The sequence below is a fragment of the Lentzea sp. HUAS TT2 genome, assembly GCF_051853195.1.
GTDB lineage: Bacteria > Actinomycetota > Actinomycetes > Mycobacteriales > Pseudonocardiaceae > Lentzea.
Map to the genome: position 1 here is coordinate 6,228,181 of NZ_CP196667.1, position 26,402 is coordinate 6,254,582.

Annotated in this window: 27 protein-coding genes; 14 read left to right on the forward strand and 13 right to left on the reverse strand. The window is 69.3% G+C overall.

All coding sequences use genetic code 11. The annotated features are described in order from the left end of the window. The first annotated feature begins 33 nt into the window (after positions 1 to 33). Positions 34 to 1,020: an alpha/beta fold hydrolase gene (locus ACSHWB_RS30300; protein ID WP_439656681.1), complete on the forward strand. Its 987-nt coding sequence runs from the start codon at positions 34 to 36 to the stop codon at positions 1,018 to 1,020. Here the strand turns inward: ACSHWB_RS30300 and ACSHWB_RS30305 are convergent. Both ACSHWB_RS30305 and ACSHWB_RS30310 read right to left on the reverse strand, forming a co-directional pair. Next, positions 1,004 to 2,425 (reverse strand): amidohydrolase family protein, encoded by a 1,422-nt coding sequence (locus ACSHWB_RS30305; RefSeq protein WP_439656682.1) that lies wholly within the window; start codon positions 2,423 to 2,425, stop codon positions 1,004 to 1,006. The two genes, ACSHWB_RS30300 and ACSHWB_RS30305, sit on opposite strands and share 17 nt — an antisense overlap. A 39-nt stretch (positions 2,426 to 2,464) precedes the next feature. Then, positions 2,465 to 3,412, reverse strand: a complete 948-nt coding sequence (locus ACSHWB_RS30310) for a substrate-binding domain-containing protein (protein WP_439656683.1) — start codon at positions 3,410 to 3,412, stop codon at positions 2,465 to 2,467. A 241-nt stretch (positions 3,413 to 3,653) separates the two neighbouring features. Between ACSHWB_RS30310 and ACSHWB_RS30315 the strand changes: the two genes are divergently transcribed. Next, positions 3,654 to 5,609, forward strand: coding sequence for a putative bifunctional diguanylate cyclase/phosphodiesterase (locus tag ACSHWB_RS30315; RefSeq protein ID WP_439656684.1), 1,956 nt, complete (start codon positions 3,654 to 3,656; stop codon positions 5,607 to 5,609). 83 nt (positions 5,610 to 5,692) lie between these two features. Here the strand turns inward: ACSHWB_RS30315 and ACSHWB_RS30320 are convergent, their stop codons facing one another. From ACSHWB_RS30320 to ACSHWB_RS30335, 4 genes are all read right to left on the reverse strand, one after another. Then, complete coding sequence (locus tag ACSHWB_RS30320; RefSeq protein ID WP_439656685.1) at positions 5,693 to 7,027, reverse strand: M28 family peptidase; 1,335 nt, start codon at positions 7,025 to 7,027, stop codon at positions 5,693 to 5,695. 55 nt (positions 7,028 to 7,082) lie between these two features. Further along, positions 7,083 to 8,102, reverse strand: a complete 1,020-nt coding sequence (locus ACSHWB_RS30325) for a YbaB/EbfC family nucleoid-associated protein (RefSeq protein WP_439656686.1) — start codon at positions 8,100 to 8,102, stop codon at positions 7,083 to 7,085. 168 nt (positions 8,103 to 8,270) lie between these two features. Further along, entirely contained in the window at positions 8,271 to 9,560 is a 1,290-nt protein-coding gene (locus ACSHWB_RS30330; protein WP_439656687.1) for a PepSY-associated TM helix domain-containing protein, read from the reverse strand. A 62-nt stretch (positions 9,561 to 9,622) separates the two neighbouring features. After that, positions 9,623 to 10,135: a hypothetical protein gene (locus tag ACSHWB_RS30335; protein ID WP_439656688.1), complete on the reverse strand. Its 513-nt coding sequence runs from the start codon at positions 10,133 to 10,135 to the stop codon at positions 9,623 to 9,625. 73 nt (positions 10,136 to 10,208) lie between these two features. Here ACSHWB_RS30335 and ACSHWB_RS30340 point away from each other — a divergent pair, with 73 nt between their 5' ends. Next, the gene (locus ACSHWB_RS30340) at positions 10,209 to 10,604 is read left to right on the forward strand and encodes a GNAT family N-acetyltransferase (RefSeq protein ID WP_439656689.1); all 396 of its coding nucleotides are present in this window, start codon (positions 10,209 to 10,211) and stop codon (positions 10,602 to 10,604) included. Here the strand turns inward: ACSHWB_RS30340 and ACSHWB_RS30345 are convergent. After that, positions 10,601 to 10,909: a hypothetical protein gene (locus ACSHWB_RS30345; RefSeq protein WP_319981020.1), complete on the reverse strand. Its 309-nt coding sequence runs from the start codon at positions 10,907 to 10,909 to the stop codon at positions 10,601 to 10,603. The two genes, ACSHWB_RS30340 and ACSHWB_RS30345, sit on opposite strands and share 4 nt — an antisense overlap. Before the next feature lie 9 nt (positions 10,910 to 10,918). After that, complete coding sequence (locus ACSHWB_RS30350) at positions 10,919 to 11,497, reverse strand: PadR family transcriptional regulator (protein ID WP_439656690.1); 579 nt, start codon at positions 11,495 to 11,497, stop codon at positions 10,919 to 10,921. A gap of 57 nt (positions 11,498 to 11,554) precedes the next feature. On the opposite strand from ACSHWB_RS30350, the gene ACSHWB_RS30355 reads away from it, so the two are divergent. Further along, on the forward strand, positions 11,555 to 11,950 hold the full coding sequence (locus tag ACSHWB_RS30355; RefSeq protein ID WP_439656691.1) for a nuclear transport factor 2 family protein: 396 nt from the start codon (positions 11,555 to 11,557) through the stop codon (positions 11,948 to 11,950). Here ACSHWB_RS30355 and ACSHWB_RS30360 read toward each other — a convergent pair. From ACSHWB_RS30360 to ACSHWB_RS30370, 3 genes are read right to left on the reverse strand one after another with little or no spacing between them, the layout of a single operon-like run. Beyond that, entirely contained in the window at positions 11,930 to 13,666 is a 1,737-nt protein-coding gene (locus tag ACSHWB_RS30360; RefSeq protein WP_439656692.1) for a hypothetical protein, read from the reverse strand. The genes ACSHWB_RS30355 and ACSHWB_RS30360 overlap by 21 nt on opposite strands. Positions 13,667 to 13,726: 60 nt before the next feature. Next, positions 13,727 to 14,449 (reverse strand): class I SAM-dependent DNA methyltransferase, encoded by a 723-nt coding sequence (locus ACSHWB_RS30365; protein WP_439656693.1) that lies wholly within the window; start codon positions 14,447 to 14,449, stop codon positions 13,727 to 13,729. Between the two features lie 34 nt (positions 14,450 to 14,483). Then, on the reverse strand, positions 14,484 to 14,951 hold the full coding sequence (locus ACSHWB_RS30370; RefSeq protein WP_439656694.1) for a nucleotidyltransferase domain-containing protein: 468 nt from the start codon (positions 14,949 to 14,951) through the stop codon (positions 14,484 to 14,486). 151 nt (positions 14,952 to 15,102) lie between these two features. On the opposite strand from ACSHWB_RS30370, the gene add reads away from it, so the two are divergent. The 6 genes from add to ACSHWB_RS30400 all read left to right on the forward strand — a co-directional run bounded on the left by add (position 15,103) and on the right by ACSHWB_RS30400 (position 20,319). Then, a complete protein-coding gene (gene add / locus ACSHWB_RS30375) occupies positions 15,103 to 16,104 on the forward strand; it encodes an adenosine deaminase (protein ID WP_439656695.1) in 1,002 nt (333 codons plus the stop codon). Positions 16,105 to 16,217: 113 nt separating this feature from the next. Next, the gene (locus ACSHWB_RS30380) at positions 16,218 to 17,087 is read left to right on the forward strand and encodes an SGNH/GDSL hydrolase family protein (protein ID WP_439656696.1); all 870 of its coding nucleotides are present in this window, start codon (positions 16,218 to 16,220) and stop codon (positions 17,085 to 17,087) included. A gap of 83 nt (positions 17,088 to 17,170) precedes the next feature. Continuing rightward, a complete protein-coding gene (locus ACSHWB_RS30385) occupies positions 17,171 to 18,088 on the forward strand; it encodes a helix-turn-helix transcriptional regulator (protein WP_439656697.1) in 918 nt (305 codons plus the stop codon). A 74-nt stretch (positions 18,089 to 18,162) separates the two neighbouring features. Then, positions 18,163 to 18,531, forward strand: coding sequence for an STAS domain-containing protein (locus ACSHWB_RS30390; RefSeq protein WP_439656698.1), 369 nt, complete (start codon positions 18,163 to 18,165; stop codon positions 18,529 to 18,531). Between the two features lie 11 nt (positions 18,532 to 18,542). Continuing rightward, positions 18,543 to 19,808, forward strand: a complete 1,266-nt coding sequence (locus ACSHWB_RS30395; RefSeq protein ID WP_439656699.1) for a tannase/feruloyl esterase family alpha/beta hydrolase — start codon at positions 18,543 to 18,545, stop codon at positions 19,806 to 19,808. After that, a complete protein-coding gene (locus ACSHWB_RS30400; protein ID WP_439656700.1) occupies positions 19,780 to 20,319 on the forward strand; it encodes an O-acetyl-ADP-ribose deacetylase in 540 nt (179 codons plus the stop codon). Before ACSHWB_RS30395 ends, ACSHWB_RS30400 begins: the two co-directional genes overlap by 29 nt. On the opposite strand, the gene ACSHWB_RS30405 is transcribed toward ACSHWB_RS30400, so the two are convergent. Beyond that, positions 20,304 to 20,846, reverse strand: a complete 543-nt coding sequence (locus ACSHWB_RS30405) for a hypothetical protein (RefSeq protein WP_439656701.1) — start codon at positions 20,844 to 20,846, stop codon at positions 20,304 to 20,306. The two genes, ACSHWB_RS30400 and ACSHWB_RS30405, sit on opposite strands and share 16 nt — an antisense overlap. After that, the gene (locus ACSHWB_RS30410) at positions 20,843 to 21,832 is read right to left on the reverse strand and encodes a LacI family DNA-binding transcriptional regulator (RefSeq protein ID WP_439656702.1); all 990 of its coding nucleotides are present in this window, start codon (positions 21,830 to 21,832) and stop codon (positions 20,843 to 20,845) included. Before ACSHWB_RS30410 ends, ACSHWB_RS30405 begins: the two co-directional genes overlap by 4 nt. Before the next feature lie 128 nt (positions 21,833 to 21,960). Here ACSHWB_RS30410 and ACSHWB_RS30415 point away from each other — a divergent pair, with 128 nt between their 5' ends. From ACSHWB_RS30415 to ACSHWB_RS30430, 4 genes are read left to right on the forward strand one after another with little or no spacing between them, the layout of a single operon-like run. Next, positions 21,961 to 23,001, forward strand: a complete 1,041-nt coding sequence (locus ACSHWB_RS30415; protein ID WP_439656703.1) for an ABC transporter substrate-binding protein — start codon at positions 21,961 to 21,963, stop codon at positions 22,999 to 23,001. Further along, positions 22,991 to 24,505 carry a sugar ABC transporter ATP-binding protein gene (locus ACSHWB_RS30420; RefSeq protein WP_439656704.1) on the forward strand — a complete coding sequence of 505 codons (1,515 nt, stop codon included), beginning with the start codon at positions 22,991 to 22,993 and terminating at the stop codon, positions 24,503 to 24,505. Before ACSHWB_RS30415 ends, ACSHWB_RS30420 begins: the two co-directional genes overlap by 11 nt. Further along, positions 24,462 to 25,433, forward strand: a complete 972-nt coding sequence (locus tag ACSHWB_RS30425) for an ABC transporter permease (protein WP_439656705.1) — start codon at positions 24,462 to 24,464, stop codon at positions 25,431 to 25,433. The genes ACSHWB_RS30420 and ACSHWB_RS30425 overlap by 44 nt, the downstream gene beginning before the upstream one ends. After that, positions 25,430 to 26,398, forward strand: coding sequence for an ABC transporter permease (locus ACSHWB_RS30430; RefSeq protein ID WP_439656706.1), 969 nt, complete (start codon positions 25,430 to 25,432; stop codon positions 26,396 to 26,398). The genes ACSHWB_RS30425 and ACSHWB_RS30430 overlap by 4 nt, the downstream gene beginning before the upstream one ends. Positions 26,399 to 26,402 lie beyond the last annotated feature (4 nt).

A 26,402-nucleotide genomic window follows, 5' to 3' on the forward strand; every position in this document is an offset into this window, starting at 1 on the left:
GAGCCCCCGGCCGCCGCCCCTACCGTCGACGCCATGATCAGCAGGCGACAGTTCTCCCAGGCAGTGGCCGTGGCCGGCCTCGCGGCACCCCTCGTCACCACCGCGACCGCCCACGCCTCCCAGCCCACCTGGGGCCCGGTCAAGCAGATCAGGGCGGGTCTGCTCGACATCGGTTACGCGGAGATGGGCCCGGCGGACGGCCCGGTCACGATCCTGCTGCACGGCTGGCCGTACGACATCCACAGCTACGCCGACGTGGCACCGGCCCTGGCCGCACAAGGCCACCGCGTCCTCATCCCGTACCTGCGCGGCTACGGCCCCACCCGGTTCCTGCACGCGCACACGAAGCGCAACGGCCAGCAGTCCGCGCTGGGCAGCGACGTCATCGCGTTCATGGACGCCCTGAAGATCCGCAAGGCGACGGTGGCGGGGTTCGACTGGGGCGCGCGGACGGAGTGCATCGTCGCGGCGCTGTGGCCGGAGCGGGTCAAGGCGCTCGTGTCGGTCAGCGGCTACCTCGTCGTCAACCTCCAGCAGAACCAGGAACCGCTGTCCCCGCAGGCGGAACTCGGCTGGTGGTACCAGTACTACTTCGCGACCGACCGCGGCGTGAGGGGCTACGAGCAGAACTCCTACGAGTTCAACAAGCTCATCTGGAAGATCGCCTCGCCCCTGTGGAACTTCGACGAGGCCACCTATGCCCAGAGCGCCACGGCCTGGAAGAACCCCGACCACGTCGCGATCGTCATCCACAACTACCGCTGGCGCCTGCAGCTCGCGCAGGGCGAGCACCGCTACGACGGGCTCGAGCGCAAGCTGCAGGCCAGGCCGGTGATCAGCGTTCCGGCGATCACCATCGCCAGCGACTTCGACGGGCCGAACAAGGACGGCATGGCGTACCGCAAGCAGTTCAGCGGCCGCTACGAGCACCGGATCCTCGACGGCATCGGGCACAACGTGCCGCAGGAGGCGCCCGAAGCGTTCGCCAAGGCGGTGCTCGACATCAGCTCGGGGGCGTGAGGATCCCACCGGCGGCCGTGCGGATGCGCAGCGACGAAGCCCGCGCGTCCCCCACGATCCGTTCTACGTCATAGGCCACCAAACGCCCGCCGCGCTTGATGATCCGCCCGTCCGAGAACACCGTGTCAACGTTGGCAGCGGTCGCCGCCTGCACCAGCGTGGTCTCGAACAACCCGCCCGGCGCCAGGTTGACGTCGTTGGCACGCACCAGGATCACGTCCGCGCGCTTGCCGACGGTGATCGACCCCGTGACATCGCCCAGCCCCAGCGCGCGGGCGCCGTTCAGGGTCGCCATCTCCAGCACGTCGCGGAACCCGACCTCGGGCAGCCCGGCGGAAGGCGTGCCGGACCAGGGGATCCCGGTGTTCCAGACGAGCCGCATCGCCTCGAACATGTCCGACGGCGCGATGGACGTGGCGTCCGAGGACAGCGACACCGGCACCCCGGCCCTGCGGAACCGCAGCAGCGCGTCGCGCGGATCGCCCGCCGTGCCGAGCCGGAACTCCGAGTGCGGCGACCACGACAGCGGCGTGCCGGTCCGCGCCATGATCTCCATGTCGCTGTCCAGCGCCGTGACGTAGTGGCACAGCAACGTCTTCGGGCCGAGCCAGCCCCGTCGCTCGTAGTCCGCGGCGTCCACGGTTCGCGGCGGCGCCTGCCCGGCGTGGATCGCGACCGGCAGACCGCGTGCCACCACCGCCTCCATGTCCGCGAGGAACGCAGGCTCCGTGCTCTGCGACAGCCCGCGTAAACACACGCCCAGGTGCACCAGCCCGCCGAACGCCGTGCCGCCCGCGAAGTACTGCTGCCGCACGCGATCGACGTCCGTCAGGTCCATCGGCACGTCGCGCGGCATCTGGTCGACGTGACCGTAGGAGAACCGGGCGCGCAGCAGTCCGTCTCGGTGAGCGCGCAGCTCGGCGTCGGCGTGCGCGGGGGAGCGGGTGTTGTTGGACCAGTTGTGCACGGTCGTCACGCCCGCGTTCGCCAGCTCGGCGAGCCCGAGCAGGACGCTGCGGCGGACGTCCTCCGCCTCGTACAGCGTGGACGTCGCCCGCTTCGCCGCGAAGTACGGGAAGCCGTCGGCCACGAAGTTCCGGCCCAGCGCGCTCCACATGTGGTGGTGTGTGTTCACGAAGCCGGGCAGGACGATCATGCCGGTCGCGTCCACGACCCGCGTGCCCCGCGCGCCCAGGTCACGCCCGACCCCGATGATCTCGCCGTCGTCGATCAGCACGTCCGCCCGCGGCAGCACCCCGAGAGCCCTGTCGACGGTGACGACGGCGCCGTCGCGGATCAGGTACCGGCCGCGGCGGGTGTCCTCAGCGGCGGCGGGAACGGAGAAGACGGCGGGCACGACCATCGCCGCGCCAAGGGATTTCGCGAGTGTCCTTCGGTTGATCATGCGGCCTCCAAGAGAGGGAACCGCCATGCTCGCAGGGAATCACTTCGCCTGGTCGAGAGAACGCAGGTGCTTGCCGGCGTCCGCGACGAAGGCGTCGAGCTGGGGCCGTGCCGAGGCCAGACGGCTCGCCTCGTCGGCCTGCCGGCGAAGGATCTCGTCGACGTTCGACGCCTGCACCAGCAGTCCCGGCGCGACCAGCCAGCCCTCCGGCAGCGTCCTGCCCCGCGCCGCCTGCTCGGCCAGCAGCCACCCGGCCACGGCGCCCTTGAGGAAGTGCTCGGCCGACACCGTCGCGAACAGGTGCCCGTCCTTGACGCCCTGCAGCGCCTTCGGGTCGATGCTGAACGCCGCGGCCAGCCACGTCGCGTTCTTCGCGGCGTGCACGGCGGCGAGGTTGATCGCGTCCACGTCCCCCGCGCCCAGCAACGCCACGGCGTCCGCGTTGGCGTCGGCGAGCCGCTGCCACGTGGCTAGGTTCGTGGTCAGGTCGCGGCCGGTGTCGAGCGGGCCGATGACCTGCAGCTTCGGCAGCCGTTCCGCGAGCCGTTCGCGCAGCCCCAGCGCGCGCTGGTCCAGTGCGGGCATCGCGGGGGAGTTGCTGCCGATGACGACCTTGCCCGCGCTGCCGGGCGGCAGCCGTTCCGCGGTCGCGTCGGCGAGCAGGCGGCCGAGCTCGTAGTTGTCGTTCTCGATCAGCAGCCTCACCCCGCTGCCCGGCGCGACCTGGCCGCCCGCGACCGCGATCACCGGCACGCCCTCGCCCGCCACCTGCGCCATCGGTTCGGCCACCAGCTCCGGTGCCACCGCGGACAGCCCGATGCCGCCCTTCGCCCGCGTCGCGAGGTCGCGCAGCAGCTCGGCCTGCTTGAGGCCGTCGTGCGTCTCCGGTCCGGTCGTCTCGGTCCGCACCCCGCCGGCGATGGCCGCGCCCGCCCGGAAGCCCTCGCTCATCTCCCGGGAGAAGTCGCGGCTGGTGTTCTGCGACACGAAACCGATGGTGGGAGGGTCATCGGACGTCTGTGGTGTGCCACACCCGGCCGACCCCGCCAGCACGAGCAAAACAGCAGGTAGGGCGGTGCGGGTGAAGCGAACCACGGGGAGTCCCTGTCAGTCGGCCGGTAGAAGGCGAGAAGGCTAGTGCAGACCGGCACGAGGTGTCGGCTTGCGTGCGATCCTTTGGCTGCGTACCAATAGCACCTTCGCAAGGACGCGAGGTGAGGCGCAGTACATGTTGTCCAACTGGGTCGAGGCCCGCACGACCGTGCAGGCGACCGTCGCCAGCCTGACGGCAGGTCTCGCCGCGCTGGCCGGTCTCGCGCTCTGGACCAGCCTGAGCATGCAGCACGCCGCCACGCACCTGCACGGGCTCAACGAGATCAGCGACCGCTGGGGTGTCGTCGTGCAGAACGTCGACGTCGCCGACCACGCCCTCACCGACTACGTCCGGTCCGGCACACCGGTGATGAGCCAGCCCGTCGCGACCGCCGCCGGTGCCGCCGACGAGAGCCTGCGCTGGCTGCGTGAGCACGGCGGACCGGCCGACGTCCGCGCCGCCACGATCGTCAGCGACCTCTACGGCGACTACAGCGGCCTGCTGCGCGAGACCGTCGCGTCCGGCGACCGCACCGTCGCCCTGCAGAAGGCCGACCAGGCCGAGCTGACACTGGTGTCGCTGCGCAAACAGCTCTCCACGGTCGTGCAGCTCAAGCGCCTGGAGACGACCGAGTACCTGCGCACCGCGGAGCTGCGCAACAGCAACCTCCGCCTCGCCGCCCTCATCGCGTTCATCGTCGACTTAGGACTGGTGGGACTGTGCGGCGTCGTGCTGCTCGGCCACCGCCGCAAGATCCTCCGCCAGGCCGCCAAGAGCGAGCACGAGGCGATGCACGACGCACTGACCGGCCTCGCCAACCGCACGCTGCTGACCCAGCGCACCCAGCAGGCCATCCGCCACAGCAACCAGACCGGCGACCCGCTCGGCCTGTTCCTGATCGACCTCAATCGCTTCAAGCCGATCAACGACACCCTCGGCCACGCGTTCGGCGACCGCCTCCTGCAGCTGGTCGCGAACCGGCTGACCGGCGCCGTCCGCGAGGTCGACACCGTGGCCAGGCTCGGCGGCGACGAGTTCGCGGTCCTGCTGCCGTCGGTGAACACCTCCGCGAACGCCCTGATCGTCGCCGAACGAGTGCACCGCGCCCTGGCCGAGGCCGTCGACCTGGACGGGCTCTCCGTCGACGTGGGCTGCAGCATCGGCGTCGCGCTGTACCCGACGGACTCGGGCGACGCGCACGAACTGCTCAAGCACGCGGACATCGCGATGTACACGGCCAAGCGCGCCCGCCTGGGCACGTCCGTCTACGAACCGGGCCTCGACGAGCACCACGCCGCCCAGCTCACGGTGATCAGCGACCTGCGCCGCGCCATCGACCAGGGCGAGCTCGTCCTGCACTACCAGCCGAAGGCCGACCTGCGCACGGGACAGGTCTGCGGCGCCGAGGTCCTGTGCCGCTGGCAGCACCCGCGCCTGGGCCTGCTCGGGCCGGACAGGTTCATCCCGGCGGCCGAGGAGACCGGCCTGATCGAGCCGCTCACGCAGTACGTGCTCGACCACGCGCTGGCCCAGTGCCACACCTGGCACCTCGCCGGCTGGGACATGCCGATCTCGGTCAACGTCGGCGCGCAGTGCCTGCACGACATGACCTTCCCCGAGCAGGTCGCCGCCTCCCTGCAACGGCACGGCCGCCCGGCCTCCGTGCTGACCCTGGAGATCACCGAGAGCGCGATCATCGCCGACCCGCACCGCGCGACCGACGTGCTGACGCGGCTGCGGGAACTGGGCGTGCGGCTGTCCATCGACGACTTCGGCACCGGCTACTCGTCCATCGCCTACCTGCGCACGATGCCGGTGCACGAGATGAAGATCGACCGCTCGTTCACCACGAACATGCGCTCGGACTCCTCCAGCGGCGCGATCACCCGTTCGTTGCTGGGACTCGCGCACAACCTGGAGCTGGAGGTCGTGGCCGAGGGCGTCGAGGACGAGGAGACGTGGTCCGTCCTCGCCGCCCTGGGCTGCGACATCGTGCAGGGGTACTGCCTGAGCAAACCGCTGCCCGCGGACCAGTTCGCCACGTGGCTGGCCGACCGCAAGCTGAGCGAGCTGGTCGTTACCGCTGACTAGCGGCGCGACCTGAAACGGTGGCGGTGAATTCACGCTCGGCACCACGATGCGCCCGTCTGACCGCGAATTCGCGCGGCAACGTTTCAGGCCGCGCCGCTGGCCAGCTTGTAGGCCGCCGCCCCGATCAGCTCCAGCGACACCTGCAACCGCTCCAGGCTGATGTTGTCGCGGATCGTGTCCTCCGGCGTGTGGTAGATCGGCTCCAGCTGCGCCGGCCCGCCCTCGCCGCGCCAGCTGAAGTTCGCCGACGCCAGGCCCTTCTCGTGGAACGGCACGTGGTCGCTCGACCCGCGCGCCACCGGTCCGTGCACCCGCGGGTCGTAGCCGAGCCGTTGTGCCGCGGCACGAACGTTGGCCGTCGTCGCGTTGACGGCGCCGTCCACGGACAGCAGCCAGTACGCCGTGGCCGGGTCATGGCTGGTGGCGACCATGTCGTTCTGGAACACGCCCTTGATCCGTGCGAGCTCCTCCGGCGGCAGCTGCGAGACGTAGTGCCGCGACCCGAGCAGCCCCTGCTCCTCCGAGCCCCACAACGCGAACCGCAGCGCCTTGTTCGTCGGCAGATGCCGCAGCACGCGCGCCAGCTCCAGGCACAGCACCGTGCCGCTGCCGTCGTCGTTGGCACCCGGCGAGCCCGGCACGGTGTCGTAGTGCGCGGTGACCATCACGACCCCGTTGTCACGCCACGGGAACGTCGCCGGCCGGTCCGCGATCACGTTGTAGGACGTGAGGTTCGGGTGGTGGACGGTGCTGATCGTCAGCTCGCCGGAGCCCTGCGCGCGCAGCTTCTCGGTGTGCACCTGGGCCAGGCCGATCACCGGTACGGCGACGTCGCGGTCGAGCGTGGGGGAGAAGGCGCTGGACTTGCTGGCCGTCGCGGAGATCCGGCCGAGGACCACCGCCACCGCGCCGCGTTCGATCGCCGCGTGCACGTGCGCGGAACCGGTGGGGGCGTTGACGTAGAACGCGATCCTGCCGGTCAGGTCGGGCAGCTGGCCGTCGACGACCTCGACGAACGGGGCCTTCACGGTGACGCCGAGCGTGCCGAAGCGGGAGGCGCCCGCCTGCCACTTGCCGTTGACGTCGGCGAGGTACTTGTCCGGCACGGTGAACGGCTGCGTCGTCACCTGATAGCGCAACGACTTGAGCTCGCGGACGAGGTAGTCGCGCGCCCGGTGCTCCGACGCGGTGCCACCGATGCGCGGCCCGATCTTGTCGCTGAGCACCTTGAGGTGTTCCAGTGCGTTGCGAGCCCGAACCCTTGCCACGACGGGGAAGTCGCCGAGGTTCAGGTCCGGCAGGTGCGAGGCGCCCGGCCTCTGTTCGGTGGCCGCGAGCGCGCTCGCGGGATTGGCCACGACAGCGGCCACCCCGGCCGCCGCTGCGAAGAAGTCACGTCTGCGCAAGTCGTCCCCCATCTCCCGAAATCCTTCAGGCCGAACGTAGGCAGGACGACGGGCACGGGACAAGCGACTAGTGGCTGGCTTTCACCATGTGGTCGTCGGAGTGCTCGATGACCAGGTCCTGCACCTGTTTGCGCGCGTCCGCCCGAGCCTTCTGCACGCACGCCATCAGCTGGGCCGCGAGCACCTCGGGTTCGAGCTCGCGGACCTCGCGGCTGAGCATGATGCCAGTGGTGAGGCCGTTCGAGTCGACCGTGACGCTGATGCCGCCGCGCGTGGCCTCGCCGCTGACCGCCGCGAGCAGTGAGACCAGGTCGAGGTAGCGGCGCTGCTCGCGTTCGGCGGCAGCGTCCCGGCGCTCCTCCCACCACGTGATCCGGCGGCGCAGCAACGCCTGCGCGGTCGCGGGATCCGACACGGGAACCGTCCACGAACCGGATGCGGTGTGCAGTGCGATCGCGTGCGCGTGCGCCGATACGCGCAGGATGCGGGCGAACGAGACCCCGGCGTCGACCCGGGAACCCTGCCGCGTGGTCCAGTCGACGCGGTCGGTCCCGATCACCACCCGCGTCCCGCCGCCGACCAGCACCAGCGGGAACGCCGTCGAGCCGAGCTCCAGGACCGGCGCCGAGAGCAGTGAGCGATGGGCCAGCCGGGCCAGTGCGCTCGCGGACCCCGCGCCGAGCACCCCGGCCGCGCACAACGCCTTCACCGCGATCGCCGCCCCAGGGCTGAGCCGCAACGCGATGCCCGAGCCCGGCAGCACCCCGAGCACGAGCTGCGCCGAGGTCATCAGGGTGGTGGCGGGCAGCCACGAGTGCGGGTCGCTCAACCCGTTGCGCCGCAACCACGTCAGCAACGCCCACGCGCACGCCGCCGCGGCGACGGCCGGGATCGCCGACCACCACGGCATGATCCGCTGCCCAGCCGAGGTCATCCCGGCGAGCACGACGCACACGACGCCGATCGCGACGGGCAGGACACCGGCGGAGAGCAGCAGCAACGTCCTGGTGCGGCGCCAGCGCGCGGCCAGCGCGTGCACGACCTGGGGATCGTTGATCAGGGGAATGGCGTGGGGGATGAGAGTCATTCGGGCACCCCTCGTCAGCTCTCCGCCGCCACCTGGTGTGACGTGCGGGCCGACCAGACTTCCCGGCTCACCTGCCCGTAAATATGCCGTAAATGTCCAGATCAGGCAAGCCTTGTCCACAAAGGACGGTGGTGGCGACGCACTGCGAGCCACCACCGATCCGTTGCGTCAGGCCGTTTTCGCGCGCCTGCCGAGCAGCACGTCGATGACCAAAAAGGCCACGAGACTGATCCCGAACAGCGGCACGAACCACCCGGCGAGCAGCGTCGCGAGACCGAGCCCGGCCAACGCGCCGGGTGGGGCCTTGCGCCACTGGCCGCGCGGCGTGGGACGGCCGAAGCCGCTCGTGGGCCTGCGCTTCCACCACATGCGGTAACCGAGCACGACCAACGCGACCAGTCCGCCGCCGATGGCGAGCAGCAACAACTGGTTGGGCCACCCGAACAACACGCCCATGTGCGCGTCGATGCCCCATCTCGTCAGCTTCGCGCCCAGCGGGAAGTCGGCGAACTTGAGCGAGCTGACCACCTCGCCGCCGTGGACCGCGACGCTGTCGTTCTGCGTGGGCAGGCCCTTCTCGATCTCGGCGACCTTCCAGGCGCCGTCGGGGGTGAGCGGCAGGCTGACCTCGACGCCCTTCGCGTCGATGCCCGAAGCCTTCGCGGCGTCGACCACCGTGTCGATCTCGCTGTGACCGCCGGCGGACGACGTGCTCGAACCGTGGTCGCCGTGGCTCTCGCCTGCGCCGGGCATCTCCAGTGTCGGGGTGGACCAGCCCACCGCGGTGCGCAGCATGGCGACGTTCTCACCCGCGTAGGCCGACCACGTGAGACCCGTGGCGGACAGGAACAACGCGCCGGCGAGCACCCACACGCCGATCAGGCCGTGCGTCTTGATGCGCTTGCTGTTGCGCGCCCTGGAGATCCACAGGACCAGGCCGCCCAGCGCGACGACCCACAACCACGAGGCGGCGAGCTCGCTGTAGAGGCGGCCGGGTTCACCGAGCATCAGGTTGCGGTGCAACTGGTCCAGCGTCGTGCGCAGGGGCAGCACGCCGCTCGACCCGTAGACGACGAGATCGCCGGTGACGCGTCCGGTGCCGGGATCGACGAAGACCGCACGGCGTTCGGACTCGCCCAGTCCCTCCTCGGAGAACAGAACCCTCGTCGTGTCACCGGGTTCCGGCGCCGGCCGGACCGCGACGAGCGAACCCTGCGGTGAGGTCGCGAGCGCGGCGTCGACCTGCTTGGACAGCGGAAGTTGTTGCGAGGTGGCGGGAACGCTGAGCTGGTCGGCGTAGATCCACGACTCCAGCTGCGGCGTCAGGGCGTAGAGCACGCCGGTCAGCGAGGCGACGAGGATGAACGGGGCAACGAGCACGCCGGCGTAGAAGTGCAGGCGCAGGAAGAGTCCCCGCCACGCGAACGATGTGCGTGACGGAGCTGCTGTGGTGGTCATGGCGCTCCAAATGGGCGTGAACAGGGGCAGGACCGCTCGGTGAGCGGACCTGTGAGGGGGACTCAGACCTGTTCAGCCGGAGGACCGCGCCACGACAGCACGTCCAGGAAGACGATCGCGGTCGGCGCGAGCGAGGGCGTGGCGACGACCAGGGGAGCGGTGGCGGGCAGGACGGAGAACCTGCGGGGGAGGGTTGCCTTGACCGCGCGGGCGAGCGTGAGGACCGACCGTTCGGCGGCGGCGAGCACGACGACCACCACCGCGGTGGCCACGAGGTGCGAGGCGATCATGCGCGACGGCTCGGCCTCGTGCGCGTGCCGGAACGCGGCGAGCGACACCAGCACGTGCATCGCGAGCTGCCCGCCGCCGATCAGCAGGAGCAGCCGCTGCCACGTCAGTTCATGCCGGGCGAACCCGGTCGTCGCCCACGTCAGCAGCGCGACCAGCGAGAAGAGCAGTCCCGCGTCGGGTAGCTGACCGTCCGCACTGGAGTGCGCGAGTACGGCGAGCGTGCCGTTGACGATGCCGACGGCAGCACAGCGCGCACGGCGCAGCGGAGCAGTCGGCAGGGTCACGACCAGCAGCTTAGCGTCCGAATTGGTCGAAACCAGCCCTACGCAAGATGGGGGGAATTGGTTCAATGCAACAGTGATTTCGTACAGCGCAGATCTCAGCGGCCTCACCGAAGCCGATCTCGCCGGTTTCTTCGTGGACTGGCCTGCGCCACCGACGCCCGCCCAGCACCTCGCCGTGCTGCACGGGAGCTATCGCGTGGTGATCGCGCGCTCACAGGGCGTTGTCGCCGGGTTCGTGAACATGATCAGCGACGGTGTCCTGACGGCGTTCGTCCCGTGGCTGGAGGTACGGCCGGAGTTCCAGGGGCAGGGCATCGGCACGGAGCTGATGCGGCGGATCGTGGCCGAGGCCGCGCACCTGTACTCGGTGGACCTCACGTGCGACGACTCGCTGCGGCCGTACTACGAGCGCCTCGGCATGTCCGCGCTGACCGGGATGGGCCTGCGCAACCGCGGCGCGTTGGGCTAGATCCCTTCCAGGTCCAGGGTCTGCTGGTGAGGGCCGCCGGTGAACGAGCTGGTGAGCAGCCCGGCCGAACGGCACCGCCCGCACGTCACCGGTGACGTCGTCGCCTTGAAGCGGGTGAAGTCCCAGCTGCCCGTGCCGACGTGGCAGCCGGGACCGGGCACCTCCAGGCCGAGCCAGCCCTGCAACCGCACGGCGTGCACGACGTCGGAGCCGTCGAGATAACCGTTGAGCCGCCCCGCGAACCGGTGGCGCGCCTCTGCCGCGGGTGCGCTGAGTGCCTCCTGCAAGACCGAGATGCCGTTCATGGACCCGATTCAACCCCACGTGGGCGCGTCGAGCCGGGCACCACGCCGCTCCAGCACGGTGAGGCTCCTGGCACACCACCGCACGTTGTCCCGTTCGAAGGACAAGCCGCGCAACAAGGTCAGGTACGGCCCGACCCGGTCCGCCGTGGCCAGGAACTCCTCCTCGTCCAGTCCGCCGAGCAGCTTGGCCCTGAGCCGTTCGTAGCGCGCGATCTTCGCCTCCGCCCACTGCTTGCGTTCGCGGATCGAGGCCTTGACCGCCTCGACGTCACCGGAGTCCGCCGCCAGCACGGCGACCAGCAGCTCGTCCCGGATCGCGGTCGGCTTGTGCTGCGCGGCGGTGAACCTCGTCAGCTCCTCGCGCCCTCTGGCCGTCAGCGAGAACAGCCGCTTGTTCGGCCGGCGTTCCTGCTCGACCGTCCTCGCCGTGATCAGCCCGTCGGTCTCCATCCGGTCGAGCTCCCGGTAGAGCTGCTGCGGCGTGCAGATCCAGAAGTTCGCGACGGACGCGTCGAACGCCTTGGCCAGGTCGTAGCCGGAGGACTCCCCGTCGAGCAGGGTGGCCATCACGGCGTTGCGCAGCGACATACTCCCAGGTTACGGTGCATCGACCTAGTCAACAAGTTGAGTATGCGAGGGTTCACCGTGAACGCATTCCGCAAGGCGGTCGAGGCACGCGACACCGAGGCGATGGCGGCGTGCCTGGCCGACAACGTCGTGTTCACCAGCCCCGTCGCGTTCGCGCCGTACCCCGGCAAGCCGATCACCGCGGCGATCCTGCGCGGCGTGATGCGGGTGTTCGAGAACTTCCGCTACGAACGCGAGATCATCGACGGCCAGAACCACGCGCTGGTGTTCCGGACCGAGGTCGGCGGCAAGGAGATCCAGGGTTGCGACTTCCTGCACCTCGACGCCGACGGCCTCATCGACGAGTTCACCGTGATGGTGCGCCCGCTGTCCGGCGCCCAGGCCCTGTCCGAGGCCATGGCGGCGCAGTTCGAGCAGATCAAGGCCGAGGCGCTAGAAGCGTTCAACTCCTAACGCGGTCAGCGCCAGGTCGAGGTTGCTCAGGCCCTGCAGGTTGCGCTTGGTCTGCTCGGCCAGCTCGACGATCGCCACGTTGCGCTGGTCGTCCGCCGACATCTTCTTGAGCGCCGCGTCGTCGCGGATCCCGGCCTCCCGCAGGAACACCATGACCGCGCCGACGCCCGCCAGCTCCGGGTCGCTGTAGGCCTGGTAGTTCGTCTGGTTGCTCAACGACGTCATCACGACGATCAGCGTGTTGCGCATGTCGTCGCGGGACATGGTGTTGAGCTGGTGCTGGCTGCGGAACCTGCCCGCCAGCAGCACACCCCTGCCGTAGAACGATGTCGAGCCCGGCCGTCTGCCGCGGGTGGCGAGGTCGCTGCCCAGCGCGATCTGGGCCAGCTGCAGGTTCGTGAAGCCCTGCAACGCCTGCCCGGCACCGGTCTGCGCGCCGAGCTCGACGATCATCACGTTGCGCTGGTCGTCCGAAGTAATCGACTTGAGCGCGGCGTCGTCGCGCAAGCCGTTGCGGCGCAGGAAGACCATCACGGCGCCCATGCCGGCCAGGGTGTCGTTGTCGTAGCGCTGGTAGTCGTTCTGCTTGCTCAGCGACGCCATGACGACGATCAGCGTGTTGCGCATGTCCTCGCGGGACATGGTGTTGAGCTGGCGTTGCGTGCGGAACCCGCCTGCCAGCAGCACTCCCCGGATCGGGAACGAGACCACCGACCCCGCGCGCACCTCCACGTCGGCGAAGTCCTCGCCCACGGTGGTGCGCCGCAACGAGAAGTCGCCGGCGGAACAGGCCCAGTCGGTGAGAGACAGGTCGGCGACCCCGTCGTAGCGCACCACGCCGTCGGGGTTGAGCGAGTGCACGACCAGTCCCTCGACCCCGATCGCCTGGTCGTAGGACCCGGTCGTCGCGCGGCGCAGCTCCACGAGGAACGTCCGCCCGTCGCGTCGCTGGGACGGCACGGCGATCAGCACGGGTCTGCCCGAGCCCTGCGACCGGTAGTCGGGCGTGTACAACCGCGTCTTCAGCGGCAGGTCGCGGACGTGCACCACCGACGAACTGTCGCGGAACCGCTGGTCGGAGTACAGGTGCGCGCCCGGCAGCATGGGCCCGACGATGAGGTTGGCCGGCACGCCCACGTGCGGGAACTGCATGTTCGGGCCGCCGTCGGGCAGCGCCGTCGACGTGCGGACCCAGCTCTGCCACCCCGGCGCGGTCGGGCCGTAACCGCGGGCGCTCATCACGGAGTACGGCGAGGCGTACTCCCTGCCCTGGGCGTCGAGCTCGTGGTGGAGCCCGTAGCCGTGGCCCAGTTCCTGGCACGCCACGTCGAACGGCGTGACCGAGTCGACCACGGTCACCCGGATCCGTTTCGTGCCACCGGGAACGGGCACGTCCACCTCGCCGCCGCCCCACCAGCCGGTCGGCTGGGCGAGCCAGATCAGCAGGACGTCGGTGTGCGCCCAGTCGACCTGCGTGGCGGCCTTCACCACGGCCTCGTGCAGACTGGCCCGCTTGGCGTTGTCCGACACCGGAACGGGGTTGGGGATCTCGACCGGGTCGTACACCTGGCTGCTCACGTCGAAGAGCCCGCGCGTGGACCGCCACCAGAAGTCACCGAGGCTGTGGGGGACACCCGGCCGCATCCAGTTCTCGAACTGCTCGCGCGACCAGACGCTGTCCGTGGCCGTGTACCGCACCGGAACGACTGCGATCATCGTCGCCTCCTCTGTGCCGCCTGAGTGGACACAGAGGAACTCGGTCGCCGGCGAAGAACGTTACGCGGCTCTTTCGTACACGCTCACGTGCCGCGTGCTGGCCGCGACGAACGGCTCGCCGTTCCAGCCGCTGTGGCGTGCGCGCAGCCGCAGCCCGGCGATCCGTGCCATGAGATCGAACTCGCTCGGGTACGACAGCCGTTGCCGGATCGCGCCGAACCGGATGCCGTCCACGCCGATGCGCACGTGGTTCTCGTCGAGCATCTGGGTGACCGGGTCGTAGCGGTTGACGTCGAGCTCGACGCGGTCGACCTCCACGGCCTCCACGTCGATGAACTGGTTGCGCGCCCGCGCCGCCCAGCTCGGCACGCCGCACTCGATCACGAACACGCCGTCCCGCGTGAGGTGGCGTGCCGCGTTCTCGAAGCAGCGGACCTGGTCGTCCTGGGTGAGCAGGTTCGTGATCGTGTTGTAGACGAGGTACACCAAGTCGTACGTGCGGCCGGTGCCCGTCCGGGACATGTCTCCCATGGTGACGGGGATGTCGTCGCCACCGGGTTTCTCGCGCATGCGCGCCACCATGTGCGGCGACAGCTCGATGCCGTCCACTGCGACACCTGCCTGTGCCAGTGGCAGCGCGATGCGGCCGGTGCCGACCGCGAACTCCAGGGCGGACTTGCCGAACCCGGCGAGGAACCGGACTGTGTCGTCCTCATCGCCGCGGGGCGCGTTGTCGTAGGTGCTTGCCGTTTCGGGACTGAAGCTCGGGTTGAATCCCTTCACCCGTCCCACGCTAGCCAGGCATCCAACCGGTTTTTCAGCTCATCGTCCGCAGCAACGCCAGATCGTGCAGATCCCGTTCGCGCGGCTCGTACCCCTGGTGGAAGAACAGCTGCTGCTCAGCCGACAGGCACCGGACCCTTGTGCCGAGGATCGTGCCTGTGACGAAGCATCTGGCGGGGTAGCGGAACGGCTCGCCCGGCGTCAGCGAGGACTGCTCGGCGCTGCCGTCCTCCTGGTAGCGCAACGGATGCAGGTCGATCTCGCGGCCATTGTGGTCCGTGAGCACGAACCGCACCGGCCGCCACGACAGCGTCTCCTCGAACCCTTGCGCTGCCAGGGCTTCGAGGACCTGCGGCTCCTGCTCCGCGCGGTGCATGAGGTCGAGGTCGCCGTGCGGACGCGTCTGCCTGCCCGCCAGCGCGTCGACGCCCCACCCACCGCCGACGCAGACGTCGAGGCCGTCGAGCGCAGTCAGGATGCCGAGCACGTCCTCACCTGTCACGATCCCCACGTTAGCTGCTACGTTGAAAATCGTGCCGGAATTCAAGCTGCCGCTCTACGGCGCTGACACCGAACGTGGCGACCTCGCTCCCTGAGTCGCCCCGCGTTCTCCGCCACCCCTTTCACCTTTGCCTCGCACAGGGAGCTTCGCCATGCGTTCGTTCATCCACGCGCTGCCCAAGGTCGAGTTGCACGTCCACCTCGTCGGCTCGGCCGGCGTCGACACCGTCCTGGAGCTCGCCCGCCGTCACCCCGAGGCCGGAGTGCCCGTCGAGCGCGCCGAACTGGAGCGCTTCTACACGTTCCGCGACTTCGACCACTTCCTGAAGGTCTACTGGGCGGTCCAGTCGATGCTGAGGGGCCGCGACGACATCCACACCCTCGTCGTCGGCCTGGCCCGCGAACTGGCCCGGCAGAACGTCAGGTACGCCGAGGTCACCGTGACGCCGTACAACCACATGACCGACGGCATGTCCGGCGACGACCTGCTGGCAGGCCTGGCGTCCGGTCGCGCCGAGGCGTCGGCACTGGGCGTCGACCTGGCCTGGTGCTTCGACATCCCCGGTGAGAAGGGCCTGGTCGCGGGCCGCGAGACGCTGGCGTTCACGTTGTCCGAACGCCCGGACGGCCTGGTCTCCTTCGGACTGGCCGGCCCCGAGGAGGGCATCGGCCGCGCGCAGTTCGCACCTTTCTTCGACACGGCAAGGGAAGCGGGCCTGCACAGCGTCCCGCACGCGGGGGAGACCACCGGCCCGGAGACCATCTGGTCGGCGCTGCGGGACCTCAGGGCCGAGCGGATCGGGCACGGCACGAGCTGCGTCGAGGACCCCGCGTTGCTGGAACACCTGGTGCTCAAGGGGATTCCGCTGGAGGTGTGCCCGACGTCCAACGTCCGCACGCAACAGGTTCCCTCGATCGACGCACACCCCGTGCGGCAGATGCTCGACGCCGGCGTGGTCGTGACCCTGAACACCGACGACCCGCCGTTCTTCGGCGCCACTTTGGAGGGCGAGTACCTGGCCGTCGCCACCGCACTCGACCTCGATCGCGCGGAGGTCGCGAAGTTGGCCGAAAACGCCGTGCTGACCTCGTTCCTGCCGGGCAAACGCAAGACCGCGCTGCTGGAGGAGATCGCCGACGTCCTGGCCTCCTAGGCCAACTGTGCCGATGTTCTTGCTCGACGCCGTCCCCGCATCTCGTTTGGCGGCGCACGACGGTGGAGTTCGGGCACTATTGCGGACGCAACGACATCGACATCGGGGGTCCGGTGAAAAGAACGATTGTTGTACTCACGGCCGTTCTGGCTGCTCTGGGGATCGCTCCTACAGCCAGCGCGACCTACTCCACCTCGCTGGTGGTGCTGGGCGACTCCTACGCCTCGGGCACCGGCGCGGGGTCCTACCAGGACGGAACCGCCGGCAACTGCTGGCGAAGCACCAACTCCTACGGCGAACAGGTGGCCGCCCGCCTCCGCACCGCCGGCAAACTCGGCGAGTTCACGAACGCGAGCTGCAGCGGCGCCGCCACCGCGGACTTCTCCGTCCCCTTCAAGGACCGCCCGGCCCAGCTGGACGCCCTGAAGCGCGACACCGACCTGGTGCTGCTCACCGTGGGCACCAACGACATCGACTACGCCACGTACGGCGGCATCTGCATCCAGGCGGACTGCACCGGCGCCCCAACGGAAGCGATCCTGGCCAAGCTGCCCCAGATGGGCACCAACGTCACGGGTCTCCTCACCGAGATCCGCAAGCGCAGCCCGCACGCGCGGATCGTCGTCGTCGGCTACGGCCGCCAGGTGTCCACCTCGGACAACCCGGAGGGCGTCGCCCTCGACCCGATCTGCGGCGAGGGCATCCTCACCACCGCGGAACGCAGCCAGGGCAACCAGGTGGCCGACGGCATCGACGCCACCCTCCGCGCCGCCGTGGCCAGGGCGGCCTACCGCGGCGTCAACGCCACCTACGCCAGCCCGTTCTCCCGTCCCGGCACGTTCGAGGGCCACGCCCTGTGCGAGTCGGGCACGCCGTTCCTGCGTGGGTTCGATGCGCTGGCGCCGGGTCAGGAGGGGCCGGAGGCCGTGTTCCACCCGAACCAGAAGGGGCAGACCGCGCTGGCCTCACTCGTCAGGGTCTAACGGCGACCGTTGCTTCCGCCCGCCCATCAGGTGAGCGGAAGCAACCGTCTTGGCGATGGACACCGCCAGGACGGACGAGGATCGTGCAGCAAGTGGAACAGGTCGTCGAAGTGGCGGACTTGGAAGCGGCGCATGAGGTGTTGAACGCGGCTTACGGCCAGATGCGTCTCAACGCCGGTAGCGAGCACCCGCACATGCGGATGTCGTCGCGGATACAAGGGGCCATTCGGTTCGACGAGCTGCACGGGCACATCTCTCTCGAAGTCAGCGTCGACCCGATGCGCAACTACGTGTTCGGCCACAGCGGCGCCGGGGTCGTCTACTACAGCTCGGGCGGCGAGGACCGCTTCTGGCTGCCCGGCGAGGTGTTTCTGAGCGCACCGCCCGAAAGCCCCTTCATCGGTGCGATCGCCGACCCGCGGTTGTCGACGGTCACGCTGCCCCAGTTCGTGATCGACGAGGTGGTCGACGGCGTTCGGTTCGACGGTTTCCGGCCGGTCTCGCCCGAGAGCGCGGCGGTGTGGTGGTCCACCTGCGTGCATCTGCGCGACGAGGTGCTTCCGCAGTTCGAGGACAACGCGCTGGTAACAGCGAACGCGATCCGTCTGCTGGTGACCACCACCCTCGCCGCGTTCCCGAACACCACACACACCGCACCGACGTCTGCCGACAGCCGTGACGCGCACCCGAGAAGCCTGCGCCGTGCGGTCACGTTCATCGAGGACAACGCCGAGAAGGACATCTCCGCCGCCGACATAGCGCGCGCGGCCCGTGTGTCCGTCAGGGCGTTGCAGCTCGCTTTCCGCCGTCATCTCGCCACGACACCGATGACCTACCTCCGGGGCGTGCGACTCTCGTGCGCTCACGAGGACCTGAAGGCGGGCAACGGGTCCGTCACGGTGATCGCAGCGCGTTGGGGATATGCCCGCCCGAGCGTCTTCGCCGCGCACTACCGAGCCGCCTACGGGGTCTCGCCTTCGCAAACCTTGCGGTCACGTTGAGGGCTTCGTTTTGCCGGCCGTGACTTCGTTCCCGCTGCTATCGTTCGGCCCCGGCAGTGCGGTGGAGTGGGGCGATGACCGCCTGTGAGACCAGCCCGTTCGCCGTGCGGACGCAACGCTCCGGCACCCGCTTCGTGGCCACCTGCCAGGGCGAGATGGACATGACGACCTGCGACCTGCTGTTCGCCGCCGTGCTGCCCAGCCTCACCGACACCACCACCGACCGCGTCTCCGTCGACCTGGCGGAGGTGACGTTCCTGTCCGCGAGCGGCCTGCGCACCCTCCTGCTCCTGCTGTGCGCCGCCCACTACAACGGGAAGTCGTTCAACCTGCGCGGCGCCCAGCCCCAGGTCCGCCGTGTGCTGGACCTGTTCGGCTTCACCACCTTCAAAGCAGGCCTTGTGTGGGAGGCAACCATGTCGCCGAGGCACCGCCACAACTAGCTTGACCAGCTATGTTGCTTCCGCTGGTGCTGGTTCTCGCGCTGACCCCGCCGACGTCCGCGATGACGGTCCCCGGCGCCGAACACCAGCAACTCGCCCGCCTCGCCGACCTCACCACCACCGGCCTGGTGGCCACCGGCCACACCGACCCGGCCGACTGGGCGGGCCTCACGAGCGCCGCCCTGCCCGTCCCCGCCGCGGTCCCGGGCATCCAGATCGACGGCTACTTCCCGGACACCTCGCGCACCAACACCAACCACGGCTGGCACGACTCCCAGTTCGTGGTCAGACTTCCCGATCGCTGGAACGGCGGCCTGGTCGTGACCGGCGCACCGGGCGTCCGCGAGCAGTACGCCAACGACCGCGCGATCTCCGACTGGGTCCTCTCCCGCGGCTACGCCTTCGCCTCGACCGACAAGGGCAACACAGGAGCGCAGTTCTACCGCGACGGCCGCGCGATGGAGGAGTGGAACCACCGCTTCACCCAGCTCACCATCGCGGCGAAGTCCGTTGTCTCCCAACGCTACGGCCGAACCCCGCGCCGCACGATCGCCACCGGCATCTCCAACGGCGGCTACCTGGTCCGCTGGCAGCTGGAGAACCGCCCGCACCTCTACGACGGCGGCGTCGACTGGGAGGGGACACTGTGGACGGTCGCGGGCCCGAACCCGCTGACGTTCCTGCCACCCGTGCTGCGCGCCTACCCGGCCTACCTGGCAGGCGAACCCGGTGCGCACGAGGCGATGGTCGCGGCGGGCTTCCCGGCGGGCACGGAGTTCCTGTGGGACTACCACTACCGCTACTACTGGGACCTGACCCAGCGGATCTACCGCGAGGAGTTCGATCCCGGGTTCGACGGGGCCTTGGAGGCCGGTGTGCCGTTCTGCGCTCCCGGCACGGCTTCCTGCGACGCCGACTACTCCTACGCCGAGCGCCGTCGTGTCGCCGGGCCTGCGGTGTCCCGGGTTTCGTTGACCGGCAAGGTGAAGCGGCCATTGCTGACGGTGCACGGGACCTACGACGTGCTGCTGCCCATCGGTCAGAACTCGGACGTGTACGCGGGTATGACGCCTGATCGGCTGCACCGGTACTACCGGGTGGAGCAGGGCACGCACGTGGATGGGCTCGTGGACGCCTATCCGGATCGGTTGCGGCCCCTTGCGCCCTGCCATCGGGCGGCGTTCGTGGCGTTGGAGCGGTGGCTGGACGGGGTGGAGCCGCCTCGGTCGGCGACGTTGCCGCGGCCGAATGACGTGGCCACCTGCCCGTTGTCGTGATCCAATCGGCGACGTGGCCACCATCGAATACGCCCTCGGCGACATCACCGAGCAGGAAGTCGACGTGATCGTGAACGCCGCCAACTCCTCCCTGCTGGGAGGCGGGGGAGTGGACGGCGCGATCCACCGCAAGGGTGGCCCGGAGATCCTCGCCGACTGCCGCAAGCTGCGAGCAGGCCACTACGGCGGCGGCCTCAAGACCGGCCAGGCCGTCGCCACCACCGCGGGCCGGCTTCGTGCGCGGTGGGTGTTGCACACCGTCGGCCCGGTCTGGTCGGCCACCGAAGACCGCTCCGAACTCCTGGCCGACTGCCACCGCAACGCACTCCGGGTGGCAGCGGAGCTGGGCGCGCACACGATCGCGTTCCCCGCGATCTCGACCGGCATCTACCGCTGGCCGGTCGAAGACGCGGCCAGGATCGCCCACGCCGCCATCGAGGACGCGCCCGTCGACCTGATCAGGTTCGTGCTGTTCGACCAGCGGACCTACGACGCCTACACCCGCCCGTAGTCCGCGATCTCCATCGCCCACCGGTAGAGCTCGAACGGATCACCCAGAGTCGCGGGCAGCGAGGGTGGGACCAGCGTCCCGTTCAACGCCCGAAGCAGGTCGTACAGCCCAAGATGGGTCCAGTCCCACAACATGCTGTCGAAGTTGTAGGCACGCATCAAAGGCGTGAGCCGCGCACGAATGGAGTCGATCGAGGCCTGCGAGAGCCCCACGGCGTGCAGCCGGGCATCGGTGGCCGCGGTGTGCGCGGCGTCGAACGACGTGTCGAGGAACGGCTCGAACAGGTTCCCCCACACGTCGAGGCGCCCCACCACCGGTATCCCGTGGCGCTCGCAGAACTCGGCCAGCCCGGCCGAGTCGTCCCGCGACAGGAACAAGGTCTCGCCCGCCGCGGTGCGGATCTCCGGCGGATCTAACGTCGTGGACGCGTCCCGGACGGCAGAAGCGGGCAGGACGCCGTCGGGGTACACGCTGGCCCACGGGAACTCGTAGCCCGCGAAGACGACGTGGTTCGGGCCGAACGTCACCGGGCCACCGTGCTCTCCCTGACCTGCAACGAGAACGGCGTCTCCACGTCCTCCAACGCCGAGTCCCGCGACTCAGCCCGCCGGTGCAACAGGTCGACCGCGGCCCGGGCGATAGCCCCCTTGTCCGGCGCCACCGAAGTCAGCGACGGCGAGCTGTAAACACTCTCCTCGTTGTTGTCGAACCCCACCACGGCCAGATCCGACGGCACCCGAACAAACCGCTCAGCAGCAGCCCGCATGGCACCGATGGCCAGCAGATCGTTGAAGCAGAACACGGCATCCGGCGGATTCCGCAGATCCAGCAACGACTTCATGGCGGCCGCACCATCCGCGCGGTGGTAGTTCAACGCCGGCACGACCAGCTCATCCACGAACGGCAACGAGGCCTCGGCCAAAGCAGCCCGGTACCCCTCCAGCCGCAGAGCAGCGGTACCGCGGTGAGGGTGCGCACCGATCGCGGCGATCCGAGTACGACCCAGCGAGATCAGGTGCCGGACAGCGGCCTGCGCGGCCGCCACGTTGTCGATGCCCACCCGGGAGATCGGCACGTCGACCGCGTGCTCACCCAGCAGGACCGCGGGCACCGACAGCTGGAAGTCGTCGACCTGCAACGCCTCCGGGCTGAGGATCGCGGCGTCGACCAGGTGCGGGCCCAGCGACGCCAGCGCTGAACGCTCGCCGGCCAGGGTGCCGAACGTCTGCTCGATGAGCACGTTCCACTCGTGTTCCTGGGCGGCGGCGATCACGAGGCCCGCGAGCTCGGCGAAGTAGGGGATCGAGAGCTCGGGCAGGACCAGCGCGATGAAGCCGGTGCGGCCCCTGCGCAGGTTGCGCGCGCCGAGGTTGGGGCGGTAGCCCGTCGACTCGAGCGCCTCCTCGACCCGGCGGCGGTTGTCCGGTTTGACGAACGAGTAGCCGTTGACCACGTTCGACACCGTCTTGACCGAGACGCCCGCCAGGCGGGCTACGTCCTTGAGCGTGGCCAACTGTTCCTCCAGGAGATTCCGGGAAAAAGATACCGGGACCGTCTCAGGTCTTTACAACGTTGGAACAACGATGCAAATCTAGCGCCTGAGAGCGCGTCCACGCACAGCCCGCCGTGTAGGAGCCAACGATGTCTCGCATGTTGCTCATCGCCGTCACCGCCTTGCTCGTGACGGGGTGCACCAGCAGAGAAACGCCCACGACCGCGTCCAGTGAGGGACCGGCCGCCTCTGCCGCGCAGAACCAAAGCGCTGGTCCCGGCTGTGCGCGGAGCAAGACGGGGTACCCGCAGGTCGACCTGAAGGGTGCCAAGGTCGGCTTCTCCCAGTCGGAGAAGGAAGCGAACCCGTTCCGCACCGCCGAGACGCAGTCGATCAGGGACGAGGCGGCCAAACGGGGTGCCGAGCTGCTGTACACGAACGCGCAGAGCGACCTGAACAAGCAGATCAGCGACATCAAGTCGTTGATCGACCGCGGGGCGCAGCTGCTGATCGTGGCGCCGCTCAACTCCGACGGCCTGCAGCCCGCGTTCGACGCGGCCAAGGCCAAGAAGGTGCCGGTCGTGACGATCGACCGCAAGGTCACCTCGCAGCCCTGCACCGACTACCTGACCTTCATCGGTTCAGACTTCGTCAAGCAGGGCGAACGCGCCGCCCAGCAGATGATCAAGGCGACCGGCGGCACCGGCAAGGTCGCGATCCTGCTCGGCGCGTCGGGCAACAACGTCACGGTCGACCGGACCAAGGGCTTCAAGGACGGCATCGCCGGCACGCCCGGCCTCACCGTCGTCGCCGAGCAGACCGGCGAGTTCGACAGGTCCAAGGGCCAGGCCGTGATGGAGCAGCTCATCCAGAGCAACCCGGACATCACCGCCGTCTACGCCGAGAACGACGAGATGGGCGTCGGCGCCGTCACCGCGCTCAAGGCCGCGAACAAGGTGCCGGGCAAGGACGTCAAGGTCGTCTCCATCGACGGCACGCGCAACGCCGTGCAGCTGATCGCGGACGGCAGCTACACCGCGGTCGTCGAGTCCAACCCGCGCTTCGGCCCGCTCGCGTTCGACACGCTGGAGAAGTTCGGCAAGGGCGACGAGATCCCGCAGAACATCGTGATCTCCGACGACGAGTACGACACGACGAACGCGGCGCAGAAGCTCGGCAATGCCTACTGATCCCGTCATCGAGGTCGCCGGCGTGACGAAGACGTTCGCCGGCGTCCAGGCGCTCGGCGACGTCGACTTCACGCTCCAGCGCGGCGAGATCCACGCGCTGGTGGGGGAGAACGGCGCCGGCAAGTCGACGCTCATCAAGGTCCTGACCGGCATCCACACCCCGGATGCCGGCCGGATCCAGCGCAACGGCCACATCTCCACGATCTACCAGGAGGTGAACCTCGTTCCGCTGATGAGCGTGGCCGCCAACCTGTTCCTGGGCCGCGAGCCGCGCAACCGGTTCGGCCTGATCGACCGCGCCCGCCGCGACGCCGCGGCCTCGGAGCTCCTGCGGGGCTACGGCATCACGGCGGACGTGCGCAGTCCACTCGGGACGCTCGCGGTCGGCGAGCAGCAGATGGTCGCGCTCGCCAGGGCCGTCGACGCGGACGCGGACGTCGTGATCATGGACGAACCCACGTCGTCGCTGGAGCCGCGCGAGGTCGAGACGCTGCTCGGCGTCGTGAGCAAGCTCCACGAGGCGGGCATCTCGATCATCTACGTCAGTCACCGCATGGACGAGCTGTACCGGATCTGCGACACGGTCACGGTCCTCAGGGACGGGCGGAACGTCCACAGCGGTCCGCTCAAGGAGCTCCCGCGCATCGAGCTGGTCTCGCTGATGCTCGGCAGGTCGGTCAAGGAGATCGAGAAACACGGCACCACGGCGTTCGGCGAGGGTCACCACGCCGACACCCAGCCGGTCCTCGAGGCGCAGAACCTGACCAGCAAGCCGCGCATCAACGGCGTCAGCGTCTCGATCCGGCCCGGCGAGGTCGTCGGCCTCGCCGGCCTGCTCGGGTCGGGCCGCACCGAGACCGCGAAAGCGATCATCGGTGCGCTCCCGCTCGACCAGGGCACGGTGCTCGTCGCGGGGAAACCCGTGTCGCGCAACGTGAAGGCGGCCACCAGGGCGGGCATCAGCATGCTCGCGGAGGACCGCAAGACCGAGGGGATCATCCCGAACCTGTCCGTGCGCGAGAACATCGTGCTGGCCGCGCTGCCGAGGCTCAGCCGCTTCGGCGTGACCAGCAGGTCCAAACAGGACCGGATCGTGGACACGTTCATCAAACGTTTGCGCATCAAGGTGTCCAGCCCCGAGCAGAAGGTCGCGGAGCTGTCCGGCGGCAACCAGCAGAAGGTGCTGCTGGCCAGGTGGTTGTGCACCGAACCCAAGATCCTCCTGCTCGACGAACCGACGCGCGGCATCGACGTCGGCGCCAAGGCCGAGGTGCAGGCGCTGATCGACGAGCTCGCGCGGGAAGGCCTGGCGGTGCTGCTGATCAGCTCCGAGCTGGACGAGTTGCTCGACGGAGCGGACCGGCTCATCGTGCTGCGCGACGGATCGGTCGCCGGCGAACTGGAAGGTGACCAGCTCACCCGTGAACACGTGCTCAGCGCCATTGCCGCGGAGGTGAGGGATGGCTCAGACGACCACGCGGTCAGCCACCAGAACAGCAACTAGCACCGCGGCCGCGAGAACGCGCTGGTTGCAGGACAACGGTGTTTACGTCGCCGTTGGCGTGCTGCTGCTGTTCAACGTCCTGTTCACGGCCAACTTCCTGACGCTGGGCAACTTCACGACCCAGCTCGTGCAGGCCGCGCCCGTGCTGATCGTCGCGCTGGGCATGGCGCTGGTGATCGGCACCGAAGGCGTCGACCTGAGCGTCGGCGCGGTCATGGCGCTGGCCGCCGCGATCATCCCGCTCTACCTCGGCGCCGGCCCGCTGATGGCGATCACGATGGCGCTCGTCGTAGGCCTGCTCGCCGGAGCGTTCAACGGGTTCCTCGTCGCCAAGGTCGGCATCCAGCCGATCGTCGCCACCCTCGCGTTGCTGGTGGGCGGGCGCGGCCTGGCGCTGGTGATCGCCGACGGCCAGCTCGTGCAGCTGCACGACCAGGCGTTCCTGGAGCTCGGCACCGGCGACGTGGCCGGAGTCCCGATCAGCGTGCTGATCGCGGGCCTGCTGGCACTCGTCATCGCCGGCCTGACCAACCGCACGACGTTCGGCCGCCAGCTCGTCGCCGTCGGCGGCAACCGCAAGGCGGCCACGCTGGCGGGGCTGCCGGTCAACCGGGTGCTGGTCGGCGTCTACGCGATCTGCGGCGTGCTCGCGGCGATCGCGGGCGTGCTGGCCACGTCCCGGCTCTCCGCCAGCGACCCCGCAGACATGGGCCTGCTGATGGAACTGTCCGCGATCACCGCGGTGGTCGTCGGCGGGACCCCGCTCACCGGCGGCAAGGTCCGGGTGCTCGGCACGGTGTTCGGCGTGATCCTGATGCAGCTCGTCAGGGCCACCCTGATCAAGCACAACCTGCCGGACTCGATCGCGCAGATGATCCAGGCCGCGATCATCATCGCCGCCGTGTACGTGGCACGGGAGCGCCGATGATCACCACGACCACTCCCTCCGTCCCCAGGGCGGCCGCGCGGACCAAGGTCCTGCAACGCCAGGGCGCCGCCGTCGCGCTCGTGCTGATGGTCGCGGTGTCCTGGCTGGTCTTCCCGCGCTTCGGCAGCCTCGACAACCTGCGCGACCTCGCCCTGCAGGGCTCGTTCCTGGCGGTGATCGCGATCGGCATGACGTTCGTGATCATCACGGGCGGCATCGACCTGTCCGTCGGCTCGCTCTACGCGCTCGGCGGCGTGCTGGCGGCCTGGGGCTCGCAGTACGGGTTCCTCGCGGCGCTGGCGCTGCCGCTGGTGGTCTGCGGGCTGATCGGCCTGGTCAACGGGCTGCTCATCGCCCGCACGAACATGGCGCCGTTCATCGTCACACTGGCATCGCTGCTGTTCGCCCGCGGGCTCCTGCTCGCGATCACCGACGAGGGCGCCAACACCTACAAGATCCCGCAGGACAGCGCGTTCGTCGAACTGGGCCGCGGCACCGTCCTCGGCTTCGGCTACCCGATCTTCGTCGCGGCCGTGCTCGCCGTCCTGGGCGGGATGATCCTGAACCGCACGAGCTTCGGCCAGAACGTGTTCGCGACCGGTGGTGCCGAGCAGTCGGCGGTCCTGCTGGGCGTTCCCGTCGCCAGGACCAAGATCCTCGTCTACACGATGAGCGGCACGCTGGCGGGTCTCGCCGGCGCCCTGACCGCCGCTTATCTGCAGTCGGGTGTCACGGTCATCGGCGTCGGACTCGAACTGGACGCCATCTCGGTCGTCGTCATCGGCGGAACCCTGCTGACCGGTGGCATGGGCACGATCCTCGGCACCGTCATCGGCGTCGGCCTGATCAAGGTCATCCAGAACGTCATCAACCAGATCGGCACGCTCGACAGCAACTACCAGTCGGTGGTCAGCGGCGTGTTCTTGCTCATCGTCGTCGTCCTGCAGCGAATATTGCGAAGATAGGAGA